This is a genomic window from Rhodanobacter humi (assembly GCF_041107455.1).
GTDB lineage: Bacteria > Pseudomonadota > Gammaproteobacteria > Xanthomonadales > Rhodanobacteraceae > Rhodanobacter_A.
The window spans coordinates 227,465-242,866 of sequence record NZ_JBGBPY010000001.1 but is presented as its reverse complement, the minus strand read 5'-3'; the positions used below and the strand labels follow the sequence as shown (position 1 = coordinate 242,866).

10 protein-coding genes are annotated in these 15,402 nt (G+C 68.9%); 3 read left to right on the top strand and 7 right to left on the bottom strand.

What is annotated here, in order from left to right; all coding sequences use genetic code 11:
• From AB7878_RS01085 to AB7878_RS01055, 6 genes are all read right to left on the bottom strand, one after another.
• A complete protein-coding gene (locus AB7878_RS01085) occupies window positions 1–597 on the bottom strand; it encodes an LOG family protein (RefSeq protein WP_369492585.1) in 597 nt (198 codons plus the stop codon).
• Between the two features lie 283 nt (window positions 598–880).
• Complete coding sequence (lpdA, locus tag AB7878_RS01080; protein WP_369492584.1) at window positions 881–2,305, bottom strand: dihydrolipoyl dehydrogenase; 1,425 nt, start codon at window positions 2,303–2,305, stop codon at window positions 881–883.
• A 138-nt stretch (window positions 2,306–2,443) separates the two neighbouring features.
• Entirely contained in the window at window positions 2,444–3,628 is a 1,185-nt protein-coding gene (gene odhB, locus AB7878_RS01075; RefSeq protein WP_369492583.1) for a 2-oxoglutarate dehydrogenase complex dihydrolipoyllysine-residue succinyltransferase, read from the bottom strand.
• 82 nt (window positions 3,629–3,710) lie between these two features.
• Window positions 3,711–6,548: a 2-oxoglutarate dehydrogenase E1 component gene (locus AB7878_RS01070; RefSeq protein ID WP_369492582.1), complete on the bottom strand. Its 2,838-nt coding sequence runs from the start codon at window positions 6,546–6,548 to the stop codon at window positions 3,711–3,713.
• A 397-nt stretch (window positions 6,549–6,945) separates the two neighbouring features.
• On the bottom strand, window positions 6,946–8,652 hold the full coding sequence (locus AB7878_RS01060) for a JmjC domain-containing protein (RefSeq protein WP_439653757.1): 1,707 nt from the start codon (window positions 8,650–8,652) through the stop codon (window positions 6,946–6,948).
• A 161-nt stretch (window positions 8,653–8,813) separates the two neighbouring features.
• Window positions 8,814–9,563 carry a sulfite exporter TauE/SafE family protein gene (locus AB7878_RS01055; RefSeq protein WP_369492580.1) on the bottom strand — a complete coding sequence of 250 codons (750 nt, stop codon included), beginning with the start codon at window positions 9,561–9,563 and terminating at the stop codon, window positions 8,814–8,816.
• Between the two features lie 158 nt (window positions 9,564–9,721).
• Between AB7878_RS01055 and AB7878_RS01050 the strand changes: the two genes are divergently transcribed.
• The 3 genes from AB7878_RS01050 to AB7878_RS01040 all read left to right on the top strand — a co-directional run bounded on the left by AB7878_RS01050 (window position 9,722) and on the right by AB7878_RS01040 (window position 14,055).
• Complete coding sequence (locus AB7878_RS01050) at window positions 9,722–11,545, top strand: assimilatory sulfite reductase (NADPH) flavoprotein subunit (RefSeq protein WP_369492579.1); 1,824 nt, start codon at window positions 9,722–9,724, stop codon at window positions 11,543–11,545.
• 87 nt (window positions 11,546–11,632) lie between these two features.
• Window positions 11,633–13,321, top strand: coding sequence for an assimilatory sulfite reductase (NADPH) hemoprotein subunit (gene cysI, locus AB7878_RS01045; RefSeq protein ID WP_369492578.1), 1,689 nt, complete (start codon window positions 11,633–11,635; stop codon window positions 13,319–13,321).
• Entirely contained in the window at window positions 13,318–14,055 is a 738-nt protein-coding gene (locus AB7878_RS01040; protein WP_369492577.1) for a phosphoadenylyl-sulfate reductase, read from the top strand. The genes cysI and AB7878_RS01040 overlap by 4 nt, the downstream gene beginning before the upstream one ends.
• 198 nt (window positions 14,056–14,253) lie before the next feature.
• Here the strand turns inward: AB7878_RS01040 and AB7878_RS01035 are convergent, their stop codons facing one another.
• A complete protein-coding gene (locus AB7878_RS01035) occupies window positions 14,254–15,237 on the bottom strand; it encodes a LysR substrate-binding domain-containing protein (protein WP_369492576.1) in 984 nt (327 codons plus the stop codon).
• Between the last annotated feature and the right edge of the window lie 165 nt (window positions 15,238–15,402).

Below are 15,402 nucleotides of genomic sequence, written 5' to 3'. Positions count from 1 at the left end.
TCAGGCGTGCACGCTGTCGCGGTCGATCCACTTGGGCTGGTGGATGCCCTCGTAGCCCTGCATCCAGTCGAACAGCGCGTCTATCTCCTCGCCGAACCAGATGCTGTCGCGCTGTTCCCTGCGCACGAAACGCTCGCCGACCATGTGGTCCATCATCGCGCGCAGGTCGCGGTAATAGCCGCGCACGTCGAGAAAGGCGCAGGGGTAGCGATGCAGGCCGAGCTGGGCCCAGGTCAGCATCTCGAACATCTCGTCCATGGTGCCGAAGCCGCCGGGCAGGGCGACGAAGGCGTCGGACAGCTCGTACATGCGCGTCTTGCGCTGGTGCATGGTGTCCACCACCACCAGTTCGCTGAGTCCCTTGTGCGCCACCTCGCGCTCGACCAGCTGGCGCGGGATCACGCCGATGGCCTTGCCGCCGCCGGCCAGCACCGCGTCGGCGACGATGCCCATCAGGCCCACGTTGCCGCCGCCGTAGACCAGGGCGATGCCGCGCCTGGCCATCTCGGCGCCGAAGGCGCGCGCCTGTTCGGCGTATTCGGGATGCTTGCCGGCGCTGGAGCCGCAGTAGACGCAGAGGGAGGTGGGTTGGGGCATGTCGAAGAGCTCGTTTTTCGCTCGTCATTCCGGTGAAGGCCGGAATGACGGCGGTGAAAGTTCCGGGTGGTTCAAACGATACGGCCCGCCCGTGTCGCCACAAGCGGGCCGCTGGATCCCGGATCGACGCACATCCATGTGCTGTCCGGGATGAGGTCATCCATTCCAAATGGATCCCGGATCAACGCACATCCCTGTGTTGTCCGCGATGAGCGCATCCATTCCAAATGGATCCCGGATCAGCGCACATCCATGTGCTGTCCGGGATGAGGTCATCCTGACCTCAATTGCCCTTGTGGATGGCGCGCTTGTCCACCGACAGCGCCGCCTCGTGCACGGCTTCCGACAGCGTCGGATGGGCGTGGACGATGCGGGCGAGATCTTCGGAGGAGCCCTTGAACTCCATCGCCACCACGCATTCGGCGATCAGCTCGGACACGCCCGGGCCGACCATGTGCACGCCGAGGATGCGGTCGGTGTCGGCGTGGGCGAGCATCTTCACCTGGCCCACCGCCTCGTTCATCGCCACGGCGCGGCCGATGGCGGCGAACGGGAAGGTGCCGACCCGGTACGGGATGCCAGCATCCTTCAGTTCCTTCTCGGTCTTGCCGGCCCAGGCCACTTCCGGCTCGGTGTAGATCACGAAGGGCACGGTGTCGTAGTTGACGTGGCCGGCCTTGCCGGCGATCCACTCGGCCACCGCCACGCCTTCCTCGGAGCCCTTGTGCGCCAGCATCGGGCCGCGCACGGCGTCGCCGATCGCCCACACGCCGTCCACGCCGGTGTGGCAGTGCTCGTCGACCAGGATGCGGCCGCGCTCATCCAGCTTCACGCCGGTGTCGTCGGCCAGCAGGCCCGCGGTGTAGGCGCGGCGGCCCACGGCCACCAGCAGCTTGTCGACCACCAGCTGCTGCTCGCCGCTCTTGTCGGTGTAGGTGAGGTGCACGCCGTCCTTCTTCACCTCGGCCTTGTTGAGCTTGGCGTCGAGCTTGATGTCCAGGCCCTGCTTGGCGAATTCCCTGGCGGCGAGCTTGGCGATGTCGGCGTCGGCCACCGAGAGGAAGTCCGGCAGCGCCTCGATGATGGTCACTTCCGAGCCCATGCGGCGCCACACGCTACCGAGTTCCAAGCCGATCACGCCGGCGCCGATCACGCCCAGGCGCTTCGGCGCCTCGGTGAAGTCCAGCGCGCCAGCGTTGTCGACGATGGCCTTGCCGTCGAACTTCGCGAACGGCAGCTCGATCGGCACCGAGCCCGAGGCCAGGATCACGTTGGTGGCGCTGATCGTCTGCTTGCTGCCGTCGGCGGCGGTGATCTCGACGTTGTTGCCCTTCAACAGCTTGCCGGTGCCGTAGTACGCGGTGACCTTGTTCGCCTTGAACAGCTGGCCGATGCCACCGGTGAACTGCTTGACGATCTTGTCCTTGCGGCCGATGAAGGTGGCCATGTCGACCTTGGGATTCTCGACGCTGATGCCGTGCGCCGGCAGGTTGTGCGCGAGGTTCCAGAACTGGCGCGAGGAATCCAGCAGCGCCTTGGACGGGATGCAGCCCACGTTGAGGCAGGTGCCGCCCAGCGCCTGCTTGCCGTCCTTGCCGGTGAAGGCGTCCACGCACGCGGTCTTCAGGCCCAGCTGCGCGGCGCGGATCGCGGCCACGTAGCCGGCCGGGCCGGCGCCGATGACGATGACGTCGAATTTGTCGCTCATGGTTGGTTCCTTGCGGCATGCTGCGTCGGGGTAACCCACAGCATGTGGTAAAGCGGGAAAGTTACGGTGAGCGTGGATTGAGTCGCACGGCCCACCGTCAGAGCTTCGTTACCTATCTTCTGATCGCGGGGGCCGCGATCAGAGACCCAGCAGCATGCGCTGCGGATTCTCCAGCTGGTTCTTGATGTCGACCAGGAACAGCACCGCGTCCTTGCCGTCGATGATGCGGTGGTCGTAGCTGATCGCGATGTACATCATCGGCGCGGCGATCACCTGGCCGTTCTCGACCACGGCGCGCTCCTTGATCGTGTGCATGCCGAGGATGGCGCTCTGCGGCGGGTTCACGATGGGCGTGGAGAGCAGCGAGCCGAAGGTGCCGCCGTTGGTGATGGTGAAGGTGCCGCCCTGCAGGTCTTCCAGGGTGAGCTTGCCGGCGCGCGCCTTCACGGCGTAGTCGCCGATGGCCTTCTCGATGTCGGCGAAGCTCATGTTCTCGGCGTTGCGCAGCACCGGGGTGACCAGGCCCTTGTCGGTGGAGACCGCAATCGAGATGTCCTGGTAGCCGTGGTAGATGATGTCGTTGCCGTCGACCGAGGCGTTGACGATCGGGTGGCGCTTCAGCGCCTCGGCCGCGGCCTTGACGAAGAAGCTCATGAAGCCGAGCTTGACGCCGTGTTCCTTCTGGAACTGCTCGCCGAGGTCCTTGCGCATCTTGCTGACCGCGGCCAGGTTCACCTCGTTGAACGAGGTGAGCATGGCGATCGAGTTCTTCGACTGCATCAGGCGCTCGGCGATCTTCGTGCGCATGCGGGTCATGGTCACGCGCTCTTCCGGGCGCGCGCCGGGGGTGGCAACGGCGGCGGGTGCGGCAGCCTTCGGCGCGCCGGCGTTGACCACGTCCTCCTTGATGATGCGGCCGTCGCGGCCGGTGCCGGCGATGGTGGAGGTGTCGACCTTGTTCTCGGTGGCGACGCGCTGCGCGGCTGGCGAGAGCTCGGCGGCGGCAGTCTTGGTCGCGGCCGGGGCGGGCGCCGCGGCGGCGGGCGCGGGGGCAGCGGCGGCCGGTGCCGGCGCGGCGGCCACGGCGCCTTCCTCGATGATCGCGATCACCTGCTGGCTGTTCACCGTGGCACCGGTCTCCTGCCTGATCTCCTTGATCACGCCGTCGACCGGCGCGGGCACTTCCAGCACCACCTTGTCGGTTTCCAGGTCGACCAGGTTCTCGTCGCGCTTCACCGCGTCGCCGGCCTTCTTGTGCCAGGTCGCGATGGTGGCGTCGGAGACCGACTCGGGCAGGACGGGGACTTTGACTTCGATGGACATGACGGGCCCTTGGGGTTGGTGCGCTCGCCCTGGAGCGCAAGAATCGAAAGCGGCCATCCGTGGCCACGCAATGCGTTGAAGCTTACTCTGCGGAGTGGTCGGTGCCGATCGGCGCGACCAGCGCCTGCTCGACCAGCGCGGCCTGCTCGACGACGTGGGTGTTGAGGTGGCCGGCGGCCGGCGCCGGCGAACGCGCGCGGCCGGCGTAGGAGAGGCTCTGCCTGCTGCCCACGCAGGCCTGCAGGTGGTGGCGGATCTGGAACCAGGCGCCCTGGTTCATCGGCTCCTCCTGGCACCACACCACTTCCTTCGCGGCCGGGTACTTCTCCAGCTCGGCGGAAACCTCGGTGCGCGGGAACGGATAGAGCTGCTCCACGCGCACGATCGCCACGTCGGTGAGGCCGCGCTTCTCGGCGTCCTCCCGCAGGTCGTAGTAGACCTTGCCGGCGCACAGCACCACGCGCTTCACCTTCTTGGCGATCAGCTCGCGGTGCTCGGCTATCACCAGCTGGAAGCTGCCGTTGGCCAGCTCGTCCAGCGTGGACACGGCCAGCTTGTGGCGCAGCAGCGATTTCGGCGTCATCACGATCAGCGGCTTGCGCACGTTGCGCAGCATCTGGCGGCGGATCATGTGGAAATCCTGCGCCGGCGTGGTCGGCACGCAGACCTGCATGTTGTCGAACGCGCACAGCTGCAGGAAGCGCTCCAGGCGCGCGGAGGAGTGCTCCGGACCCTGGCCTTCGTAGCCGTGCGGCAGGAACAGCGCCAGGCCGCACAGGCGGTTCCACTTCGATTCGCCGGAGCTGATGAATTGGTCGATCACCACCTGGGCGCCGTTGGCGAAGTCGCCGAACTGGCCTTCCCAGATGTTGAGCGTGTCGGGGTCGGTGGTGGAGTGGCCGTACTCGAAGGCCATCACCGCCTCCTCGCTGAGCAGCGAGTCGATCACTTCCACGTCCGCGCCGTCGCGGATCGTGGCCAGCGGCATGAAGGTGCGGCCGTCCTTCTGGTCGTGCAGCACGGCATGGCGATGGAAGAAGGTGCCGCGGCCGGAGTCCTGGCCCACCAGGCGCAGGTTGCTGCCGGTGTCGATCAGGCTGGCGTAGGCCAGGTTCTCGGCGAAGCCCCAGTCGCCCGGTTGTTCGCCGGCGGCCATCTTGCGGCGGTCGTCGTAGATCTTCGCCACGCGCGACTGCAGGGTGATGTCCCTGGGGATGTCCAGCAGCTGCTGGGCCAGCTCCAGCAGCCTCTTCTTCGGCAGCGTGGTGTCGGTCTTGTCGGACAGCTTGCCCTTGAGGAAGCGCGCCCAGTCGATGTGGATGTCGCGCTTCGGCGCCGGGTCCAGTTCGGTCATCGACTTGCCCGCTTCGAGGCGGTCGCGGTAGGCGTCGAACTGCTTCTGCACGTCACCGTCGGCGATTACGCCTTCGGCCACCAGCTGCTTGCCGTACAGCTCGCGAGCCGGCGGCAGCTTCTTGATGACCTGGTACATCACCGGCTGGGTGGCAGTGGGCTCGTCGGCCTCGTTGTGGCCATGGCGGCGGTAGCACACCAGATCGATCACCACGTCCTTGCGGAAGGTCTTGCGGAAGTCGTAGGCGAGGCGGGTGGCCTCGATCACCGCTTCCGGATCGTCGCCGTTCACGTGCAGCACCGGTGCATTGACCATCTTGGCCAGGTCGGTGCAGTACATCGTGGAGCGCGCGTCCTGCGGATTGGAGGTGGTGAAGCCCACCTGGTTGTTCACCACGATGTGCAGGCTGCCGCCGATCTTGAAGCCGCGGGCCTGCGACATCTGGAACAGCTCCATGTTCACGCCCTGGCCGGCCAGCGCGGCGTCGCCGTGGATCAGCACCGCCATCGACTGGGTGTGCGCGGTGTCGCCGCGGCGGATCTGCCGCGCGTGCACCGAGCCGGCCACCACCGGGTTGACGATTTCCAGGTGCGAGGGATTGAACGCCAGCGCCACGTGGGTGCCGCCCTTCGGCGTCTTGACGTCGGCAGAGAAGCCCATGTGGTACTTCACGTCGCCGGAGTGCGCGGGATCGTCCGGATGCTCGAAGCGGCCTTCGAACTCGTCGAACAAGGTCTTCGGCGGCTTGCCGAGGATGTTGACCAGCACGTTGAGGCGGCCGCGGTGGGCCATGCCGATCACCAGCTCCTTGATGCCGTTGTCGCCGGCGGCGCGCACCACGTCGTCCAGCATCGGGATCAGGCTGTCGCCGCCTTCCAGCGAGAAGCGCTTCTGGCCGACGTATTTCGTGTGGAGGTAGCGCTCCAGGCCGTCGGCCGCGGTGAGGCCGTCCAGCACGCGCCGCTTGCCGGCGGCGTCGAGGCCGGCGCTGCCGTTGGCCTGTTCCAGCCGGGTGTAGATCCAGTTGCGCTGCGCGTGGTCGGAGATGTACATGAACTCCGCGCCGATGCTGCGCGTGTACACCTTCTTCAGGCGCGTCCACAGCTCGCGCAGCTTCAGGCGCTGGCCGCCGCCGGCATAGGTGCCGCAGTCGAACTCGGTGTCGAGGTCGGATTCGGAGAGGCCGTGGAAGGCGAGGCCGAGGTCGGGCGCCTCCATCTTGTGCGCGAGGCCCAGCGGGTCGAGGTCGGCGGCGAGGTGGCCGCGCGAACGGTAGGCGGTCAGCAGGCGCAGTACTCCGGCCTGCTTGCGCGCGTGCTCGTCGCCGACCGGCGCGGCCGCCACGACGTGGCGCTGCTTCTGTGCCGCCTCGATGCGCGCGATGGCGCCGCCGTGCGGGACGTCGCCGGCCTCGCGGCCCTTGAGCGTCTCGAAGTATTTGCTCCACTCGGCGGAAACCGACGCGGGGTCGGCCAGCCAGGCGTCGTACAGGGATTCGACGTAATCGGCGTTGCCGCCAGCGAGTTGAGAGGATTCGAAGAACTCGCGGATCAGGTTTGTACTCACGTCACCACCAGCAGGGAAGGGAGGCTTGCGGCGATCCTTCGGCGGCAGGGATCGCCGGCGAAAAATCCTGTTAATTATAGCCTTGCGTTGCTGCGCAGCGGCAACCCGGACCACGTCCGGATGGGGGTTCCGTAGCCGGAATTCACCTCGTCGGGGCACCGACTTTGGTCGCAGCCGGCATGCGGCAACATTTCGGGAAGCTCTGGTGTTGCTCGCCATTGCAGCGAAAGCCGGGATCCGGTGCCTGTAGACCATTGAACGCAAAGGCACTGGGTGACCTGCTTCGGGCCGCTGCAAAGCTCCCCGAGGGGACGACGAGCATGCAGCCCATTGATTAGACCTTCCTTATCTGGCGCCCGCGGCTTGCACGCGGGCGCCGCCGCGCGTTCAGCGACCGCTACAAATCCAGCGCCTGCAACTCGCTGGCGCGGGCCGAGCGCTCCCAGATCTCGTCGAACTGCTGCTGGAGTGGCGCCTGCACGGCGCGGTCGGCGAGCGCCATGCGGCCCTGCGGCCGACTGGCGTCGGGCAGGTAGAGATGGCCGCCGGTGTCGTTGACCAGCCAGGCGCTGGTGTTCTGGCGATCCGCATCTTCCACCGGAGTGCGGATGGCGATGCTGCTGGACAGGCGCTGGAACAGCGCGATCAGGCGGTGGCCGTCGCGCAGCGCGGCCGCCGGATCGTGCAACAGGATGCGGATGTCGGCACGCCGGCCCGAGGTGGCGATGCGCTTGAGCTCGGCCAGCTCCGCGTCGTTGCCGTAGTCGTCGCGGGCTAGCAGCGGCAGGTGCAGCGCCAGCCGGTGGCACGCGGCGGCCAGCAGTTGCAGCCGCGCGGCGGCCAGCGCCTCGCGGCCATCGACCGCGCGGCGCCCAGCGCCGTCGTCGGCCGGTGCGCTCACCGCCGGCGCGCCTTGCGCGGGACCAGGTGCCCGTCGTTGACCAGGGCCAGCAGCAGCGACGGCCGCGGCCGTCGGCGTGGCGTCGACGACGATCTCGCGTTCGGCGCACAGCTGCTTCGCCAGCGCCGTCGGGGCTGGCCAGGCGTGGCCGTTCGCGTACAGCGTGGCGCCGGACGGCCCGCGGCTCCATGCCATGCGCGACCACGGATGGCGCAGCAGGCGTGCGCCGGCGGCGAGCTGCTTGCGCAGGGCGGCCTCGCTGACGGGGCGGTCAGGCAGGGCCGGTGTCTGCGCGTTGCGGTAGCGGGTGATGAAGCGGCCGAACCAGTCGCGCAGGGTTTCCTCGTCCAGCGCGGCAGCGAACGGCAGCGCCCGGCGCAGCCGCGCCAGCGCCGCCGCGTCGATTTCGCCGGGCGCCTTGGCCAGGGCGAGATCGGGATCGGCGTAGCGCTGGTCTTCGTGCAGCCGTTCGGCGAGGTAGTCGGCGAGGTCGCCGGTCAACTCCGCCTGCGAGGGCGCGCGCATGCCCACCGAGATCGTCATGCAGGGGCCGCCGAAGGCCACCCCGTCGTGCGGCACGCCGGGCGGCAGGTAGAGCATGTCGCCCGGCTCCAGCAACCATTCGTGGGTGGGCTCGAACTGCGCCAGCTGCCTCAACTCCACGTCGGGGCGGAAGTCCTTTGGCGCCGCCGGGTCGGTGCTGATCGCCCAGTGCCGCTGGCCCAGGCCCTGCAGCAGGAACACGTCGTACTGGTCCACGTGCGCGCCCACGCCGCCGCCGGGTTCGGCGTAGGAAATCATGATGTCGTCCACCCGCCAGCTGGGCAGGAACGCGAACGGCTCCAGCAGCGCGGCCACGTCGGCGTCCCACTTGTCCACGTCCTGCACCAGCAGCGTCCAGTTCGCGTCGCCGGTCTTCGCGAAGTCGGCCTCGCTGAGCGGGCCGCTCTTCACCTGCCAGCGCTCGCGCGCCTCGTCGTGGCGGATCAGCCGCGACAGCGCACCTTCCTCGCAGGCCAGACCGGCCAAGTCCTCGGGCTGGATCGGCGGCACGAAATCCGGGAAGGCGTTGCGTATCAGCAGCGGGTGCTTCTGCCAGTAGTCGCGCAGGAACTGCGCAGGCGGCATGCCCAGCGGCTGGCGTGCGGAGCCGCGGACTTCGATGGGCAACGAGGGTTTGCGGGGAGAGGGGGCGCGTTTCATGCGCACATTGTAGAGGGGAGGGGATGCTGCTTTCTCCCTCTCCCACTTGTGGACGCGGGGAAGGGCTATGGATGGCCCTGCTTTGAGGAGCGAGGAAGAGGGGCTGGGAGGAGAGGGGGCCTTATCTGCCGATGGCAACAAGCAAACCGGCAGGCCGTTCCTCAATGCAACACGCGCACCGCGTTGTTGATGCCCAGCGCCAGCACCGCCAACCCGGCCAGCACGGTAGCCGCCCGCGCCGGGATGCGGCGTATGAAGAACGCGCCGAACGGCGCGGCGAGGATGCCGCCGGCGATCAGGCCGAGCACGGCTGTGACGTGGCCGGCACCGATGCCGAACAGGAACGCGACGCTGGCGGCGATGCTTACCACGCACTTGGCGAGGTGCACGCTGCCGATCACCACGCGCGGCTGCAGGCCGCGGGCGAGCAGGGTGGTGGCGGTGAGCGCGCTCCAGCCGCCGCCGCCGACCGCGTCCAGGAAACCGGCCGCCGCCCCCAGGATCGGCGTGCCGCGCGGCGGGTCGGTGCGCTCGCCGGGGCGCCGCGCGCCGCGCAGCAGCAGGAACAGGCCCATGCCAAGCAGGTAGGGCGTCAGCGCGATGCGCATCCACTGCGCAGGCAGGTGCACGGCCAGCCACACGCCGAGCAGGGCGCCGATCACGCCGGGAATCGCCAGCGCGAGGAACAGCCGCCGCCGCACGTTGCCGGCCGCGAGGTGGCTGAGCCCCGAGGCGCCGCAGGTGAAGGTTTCGGCGTAGTGCACGCTGGCGCTGGCCATCACCGGCGGCATGCCCAGGCCCAGCAGCAGTCCGGCCGAGGTCACGCCGTAGGCCATGCCCAGCGCGCCGTCCACCAGTTGTGCGAGGACACCCACGAGAGTGAAGGTGAGGAATTCCGGCAGGGCGCTCATCGGCACTCGCAGCGAGGTGGTTCGGGGATGTCAGCACGCGCACCGGCGCACCGGAAATGAGCGGCCCGCATAAGCACATGCCCACAAGTGTTTTCAGGTCGCAAGAACGCGGAATTAGCATGGCCGCCAAGACGTATGGACGTCCAAAAGGAAAGGCCGTGAGCGCTGCCACCCGACCGATATTGCCGACGCCCGGCCTGGCCGCGGAACGGCTGACGCTGCTGCACCGGTTGACCGAAGGCCTGCCGCCGGCGGACCTGTACTGGATTTCGGCGTGGAGTGCCGCGCTCGCGGCGCAGGCCACGCGCGTCGCGCTGCCGGCCATCACGCCGGCAGCCGAAGCGCCGAACGCAGCGGCGACCGAGCGGCTGACCGTGCTCTACGGCAGCCAGACCGGCAACTCGCGCCGGGTCGCCGAGCGGCTGGCCGAGCGCGCCACCGCGGCGGGGCTGAGCGTGCGCATCCTGCGCACCGGCGCCTATGCCGTGCGCGAACTGGCGCAGGAGCGGCACCTGGCGCTGGTTATCAGCAGCCAGGGCGACGGTGATCCGCCGGACGACGCGCTGGGCTTCGTCGAGTTCCTGAGCGGCAAGCGTGCGCCGAAGCTGCCGCAGCTGAAGTTCGCCGTGCTGGGCCTGGGCGATTCCAGCTACCCGCAGTATTGCGCGGTGAGCCGCCGGCTCGATACGCGCTTCGCCGAGCTGGGTGCGCAGCGTTTCGCCGAACTCGGTGAGGCCGATGTGGATTTCGAGGCGCCCAGTGCGAGCTGGAGCGAGGGTGTGCTGGCCAAGGCGCGCGAGGCGTTGGGTGCGCCGGCCATGGCGAACGTGCGCCCGGTGGCGCTGCACGCGGTGAACAGCGCGCTGCACGACCGCGAGAATCCGTTCGCCGCCGAGGTGCTGGAAAACCAGCGCATCGTCTCGCGCGACAGCGCCCGCGAGGTGCGCCACCTTGAACTTTCTTTGCAAGGCTCGGGCCTGCGCTACGAGCCGGGCGACGCACTGGGCGTGTGGCCGCGCAATCCGCCCGTGCTGGTGGACGCGTGGCTGCGCGAGCTGCGCCTGGACGGCGAGCAGGAGGTGGCGCATGACGGCCGCCGCCTGCCGCTGCGGCGCTGGCTCAGCCACGAGCGCGAACTGACCCGGCTCAGCCGCCCGTTGCTGGCCGCGCATGCCGCCGCCAGTGGCGACGCCGACCTGGCGCGCGTGCTGGAACCGGAGCAGCGTGAGGCACTGGCCCGCCTGCTCGACACCGACCAGCCCATCGACCTGCTGCGTCGCCACCCGGTGGGCTGGAACGCGGAGCAACTGGTCGCCGCGCTGCGCCCGCTCACGCCGCGCCTGTACTCCATCGCCTCCAGCCCGAAGGCGGTGGGCGAGGACGAGGTGCATCTCACGGTGGGCGTGGTGGACTACCACGCGCATGGCAGTGCCCATCTCGGCGCGGCCTCGGCCTTCCTCGCCGCCGCGGGTGACGAGACACGGGTACCGGTATTCGTGGAGGCCAACGAACGCTTCCGCCTGCCGGCCGACCCGTCGCGCGACATCATCATGATCGGCCCGGGCACCGGCGTGGCGCCGTTTCGCGCCTTCGTGCAGGAGCGTCAGGCCGTGGGTGCCGCGGGGCGCAACTGGCTGTTCTTCGGCAATCGCCATTTCGCGCAGGACTTCCTCTACCAGACCGAATGGCAGCAGGCGCTCAAGGATGGCGCCTTGCATCGCCTCGATCTCGCGTTCTCGCGTGATGGGGTCAGCAAGGTCTATGTACAGGATCGGATCAGGGAACACGGGCGCGAACTCTACGCCAGGTTGCGCGAGGGCGCATACCTCTACGTCTGCGGCGACGCGACGCACATGGCGAAGGACGTGCACGAGGCGCTGGTCGAGCTGGCCGTCGCCCATGGCGGGTTGAGTGCCGAGGATGCCCGTGCCTGGCTGACCGAACTGCTGCAGGAAGGGCGCTACGCCCGCGATGTTTATTGAGAAAAGCATCGCGGCTGGAGCTGCTCCTGCAATCCATGCGCCGTAGGAGCGGCTTCAGCCGCGACCCAGATGCTCCAGAGAATCCCCATGCCTTCCCATCTCGAACACATCAAGACCGCCAGCCGCTTCCTGCGCGGCAGCATCGCCGAGGGGCTGGCCGACCCGGCCACCGGCGCAATCAGCGAAGACGACAACAAGTTGCTGAAGTTCCACGGCAGCTACCAGCAGGACGACCGCGACATCCGCGACGAGCGCCGCCGGCAGAAGCTGGAGCCGGCCTACGCCTTCATGGTGCGTGCGCGCCTGCCGGGCGGGGTGATGACGCCGGCGCAGTGGCTGGCCTTCGACCGGATCGCCAGCGACTACGCCTCCAGCGGCCTGCGCATCACCACGCGGCAGACCTTCCAGTGGCACGGCATCATCAAGCGCAACCTCAAGCCCACCATCGCCGCGATCGACGCTGCGCTGGCCAGCACCATCGCCGCCTGCGGCGACGTCAATCGCAACGTGGTGTGCAACACCAACCCGGTGCAGTCGCAGGCGCATGCGGCGGCCTACGATTGGGCGGCGCGGCTGTCCGAACACCTGAAGCCGAAGACGCGCGCCTACCACGAGCTCTGGCTGGATGGCGAAAAGTTGGTGGGCGAGGCCGCGGCGGCGGAAAACGAGCCGCTGTACGGCCCCACCTACCTGCCGCGCAAGTTCAAGATCGGCCTGGCGATCCCGCCGCTCAACGACATCGACGTGTTCGCGCAGGACCTGGGTCTGATCGCGATCCTCGAACAGGGCGAGCTGGCCGGTTTCAACGTGGCGATCGGCGGCGGCATGGGCGCCACGCATGGCGATCCGACCACCTATCCGCGCCTCGCCGACGTGATCGGCTTCGTGCCGCCCGAGCGCCTGCTCACACTGGCCGAGGCCGCCATCGCCGTGCAGCGCGACTGGGGCGACCGCGAGGAGCGCAAGCACGCGCGCTTCAAGTACACCGTCGACACGCACGGGCTGGACAAGGTCAAGGCGGAGATCGAACAGCGCGCGGGCTTCGCGCTGGAACCGGCGCGGCCGTTCCGCTTCGACCACAACGGCGACCGCTACGGCTGGATCGAAGGCCACGACGGCCGCTGGCACCTCACCTTGCAGGTGGAGTCCGGCCGCCTGCTGGACGGCGACGAGGTGCGCTGGCTCAGCGGCATGCGCGAGATCGCGCACGTACACACCGGCGACATCCGGCTCACCTGCAACCAGAACCTGATCGTCGCGAACGTGACCGCGACGGATCGCGCGCGCATCGACGCCATCGTGGCCGCGCACGGCATGGGCGGCTACCACCGCTACAGCGGCATCCGCCGCCACGCGATCGCCTGCGTGGCGCTGCCCACCTGCGGCCTGGCGATGGCCGAGAGCGAGCGCTATCTGCCGCAACTGCTGCCGAAATTGGAATCGCTGCTGGACACGCACGGCCTGCTCGACACGCCGATCCTGCTGCGCCTGTCCGGCTGCCCGAACGGCTGCTCGCGGCCCTACCTCGGCGAGATCGCCCTGGTCGGGCGCGCGATCGGCCGCTACGACCTGCGCCTGGGCGCGGATTTCCGCGGCCAGCGGCTGAACCAGGTCTACCGCGAGAACGTGGACGAAGCCGCGATCCTGGAGGCGCTGGATCGCCTGTTCGCGCGCTACGCCGGCGAGCGTGCCTTGGGTGAACACTTCGGCGACTTCCTGCTGCGCACGGGCGTGCTCGCCGAGCCGCGGCGCATCCCGATGGCGGTGCTGGCATGAGCGCGCCCGTGCTTCCCGCCGACGGCAACGGCACCGAGGCGCTGCTCGCACTCAACCACTGGCTGGCCGGGTGCGACGCCGAGGCACGCGTGCGCTGGATGCTGGCGCACGTGCCGGGCGCGCACGCGCTGTCCTCCAGCTTCGGTGCGCAGGCGGCGGTGTCGCTGCACCTGCTGGCCAGCCAGGCGCCGGACATCCCGGTGATCCTGATCGACACCGGCTACCTGTTCCCCGAGACCTACCAGTTCGTCGACACGCTGAGCGAACGGCTCGCGCTCAACCTCAAGGTCTACCGCCCCATCATCGGCCGCGCCTGGGCCGAGGCGCGCTACGGCAAGCTGTGGGAGCAGGGCATCGATGGGCTGGACCGCTACAACCGCATCCGCAAGGTGGAGCCGATGCAGCGCGCGCTGGCCGAACTGGGCGTGCACGGCTGGTTCGCCGGCCTGCGCCGCGACCAGTCGCGCAGCCGCCGCGCGATCGACTACGTGGAATGGCGGCCAGCTGCCTCGGGCGCGGGCCGCTGGAAGTTGCACCCGATCGCCGACTGGACCGACCGCGACGTGGGCCGCTACCTGCAACAGCACGCCTTGCCCTACCACCCGCTGTGGGAACAGGGCTACATCTCCATCGGCGACACCCACACCACGCAGCGCTGGGAGCCGGGCATGGATGCCGAGGACACCCGTTTCTTCGGGCTCAAGCGCGAGTGCGGCCTGCACGAGCTGCCGTGACCGCGCTTTCTTCCTCTCTCCAGCAACTCCGTGGCTGGGCAGGGACGCCGCGTGCGTCGTGCCGCTTTCTCCCTCTCCCCCAACGGCGAAGCCGTTGGGGGAGAGGGTTGGGGTGAGGGGGGATGAACGTTCAAAAAGCCATCGCGCACAGAGCCTGCCCCGGATTTGATCCGGGGGTGCGCTTCTACACGGCTTCGGTTAAGCGACTGCCTGGCGCTCGCGCCAGTGCGGCACGCGCGGCGGCGTCTCCGGCACGATGCCCAAGGTGAGCAGGCGGCGCACGTCATTGCGGTCCAGGTGCGGCGCGAACTGCGCGATCCATTCCAGCGTGTAGTCGCGCAGCACGCTGTCCTTGCGCAGCACGATCCAGGTGGTGCACAGCGGCAGCAGCGCGTCGGCCTGGATCACGCGCAGGTCGGTGTCCTCGCCCGGCTGCAGCGCCATCTCGGCCAACACGCCGATGCCGAGTCCGGCGCGCACGTAGGTCTTGATGAGGTCGGCGTCGGCGGCGGTCATCGCGATCTGCGGCGTCAGCCCGGCGGCGGCGAAGACGCGGCGCAGCGAGGATTCCGGCCGCTTCGAGGAGTCGTAGCTCACCAGCGGCTGCGCGGCCAGCTCGGCCAGTGTGGGCGTGCGGCCCAGCGTCGCCAAAGGGTGATCCTGCGGCGCCAGCACCACCCGGCTCCAGCGATAGGCGGGCAGGGCGACACCGCCGGCCGGCGCCGCACCCGAGGTGCTGACCACGGCGAGGTCGACGCGACCGCTTTCCAGCAGGGCCAGCACCTCGGCGTCGCCGCTGGGCTGCAGGTGCACGCTGACCTGCGGGTAGCGCCGGTTCAGCGCGGCGATCGAGCCGGGCAGGGCGAAGCGCGCCTGGGTGTGCGTGGTGGCGATGCGCAGCTCGCCGTGCGCCTCGTTGCGCAGGTTCGCGGCGATCGAGCGGATGTTCAGCGCCTCGGCCAGGATCAGCCGCGCCCGCTCGATCACCCGCACGCCGGCGTCGGTGATCGTGTCCAGGCTCTTGCCCTTGCGGATGAACAATTGCAGGCCGAGCTCGTCCTCCAGTTGCTTGAGCTGCTTGCTCACCCCAGGCTGGGTGGCATGCACGTGTTCGGCGGCGGCGGTGATGTTGAGGCGGCAGTCGGCGATGGCGACGAGGTAGCGCAGTTGGGTCAGGGTCATGGCGATCCAGGGAGTCAGGACGATGGGCGATGTGGCGTGGCAGGGGATTGCGCACGCATACATCGCATCGTCCGGGTCCGCATGAGGCGGCCGCTGGAAGGGCTGGATTCGACATGGGTGATGGCCATGCGGCCGAGTGTATATGCATTTTTGTTCGGACGTCTA

Excerpts from the sequence above, each read along its gene's own strand:
- AB7878_RS01040 (WP_369492577.1), top strand. The coding sequence starts at position 13,318 with ATGAGCGCGCCCGTGCTTCCCGCCGACGGCAACGGCACCGAGGCGCTG.
- lpdA (WP_369492584.1), bottom strand. The coding sequence starts at position 2,305 with ATGAGCGACAAATTCGACGTCATCGTCATCGGCGCCGGCCCGGCCGGC.
- cysI (WP_369492578.1), top strand. The coding sequence starts at position 11,633 with ATGCCTTCCCATCTCGAACACATCAAGACCGCCAGCCGCTTCCTGCGC.
- AB7878_RS01085 (WP_369492585.1), bottom strand. The coding sequence starts at position 597 with ATGCCCCAACCCACCTCCCTCTGCGTCTACTGCGGCTCCAGCGCCGGC.
- AB7878_RS01060 (WP_439653757.1), bottom strand. The coding sequence starts at position 8,652 with ATGAAACGCGCCCCCTCTCCCCGCAAACCCTCGTTGCCCATCGAAGTC.
- AB7878_RS01035 (WP_369492576.1), bottom strand. The coding sequence starts at position 15,237 with ATGACCCTGACCCAACTGCGCTACCTCGTCGCCATCGCCGACTGCCGC.
- AB7878_RS01055 (WP_369492580.1), bottom strand. The coding sequence starts at position 9,563 with ATGAGCGCCCTGCCGGAATTCCTCACCTTCACTCTCGTGGGTGTCCTC.
- odhB (WP_369492583.1), bottom strand. The coding sequence starts at position 3,628 with ATGTCCATCGAAGTCAAAGTCCCCGTCCTGCCCGAGTCGGTCTCCGAC.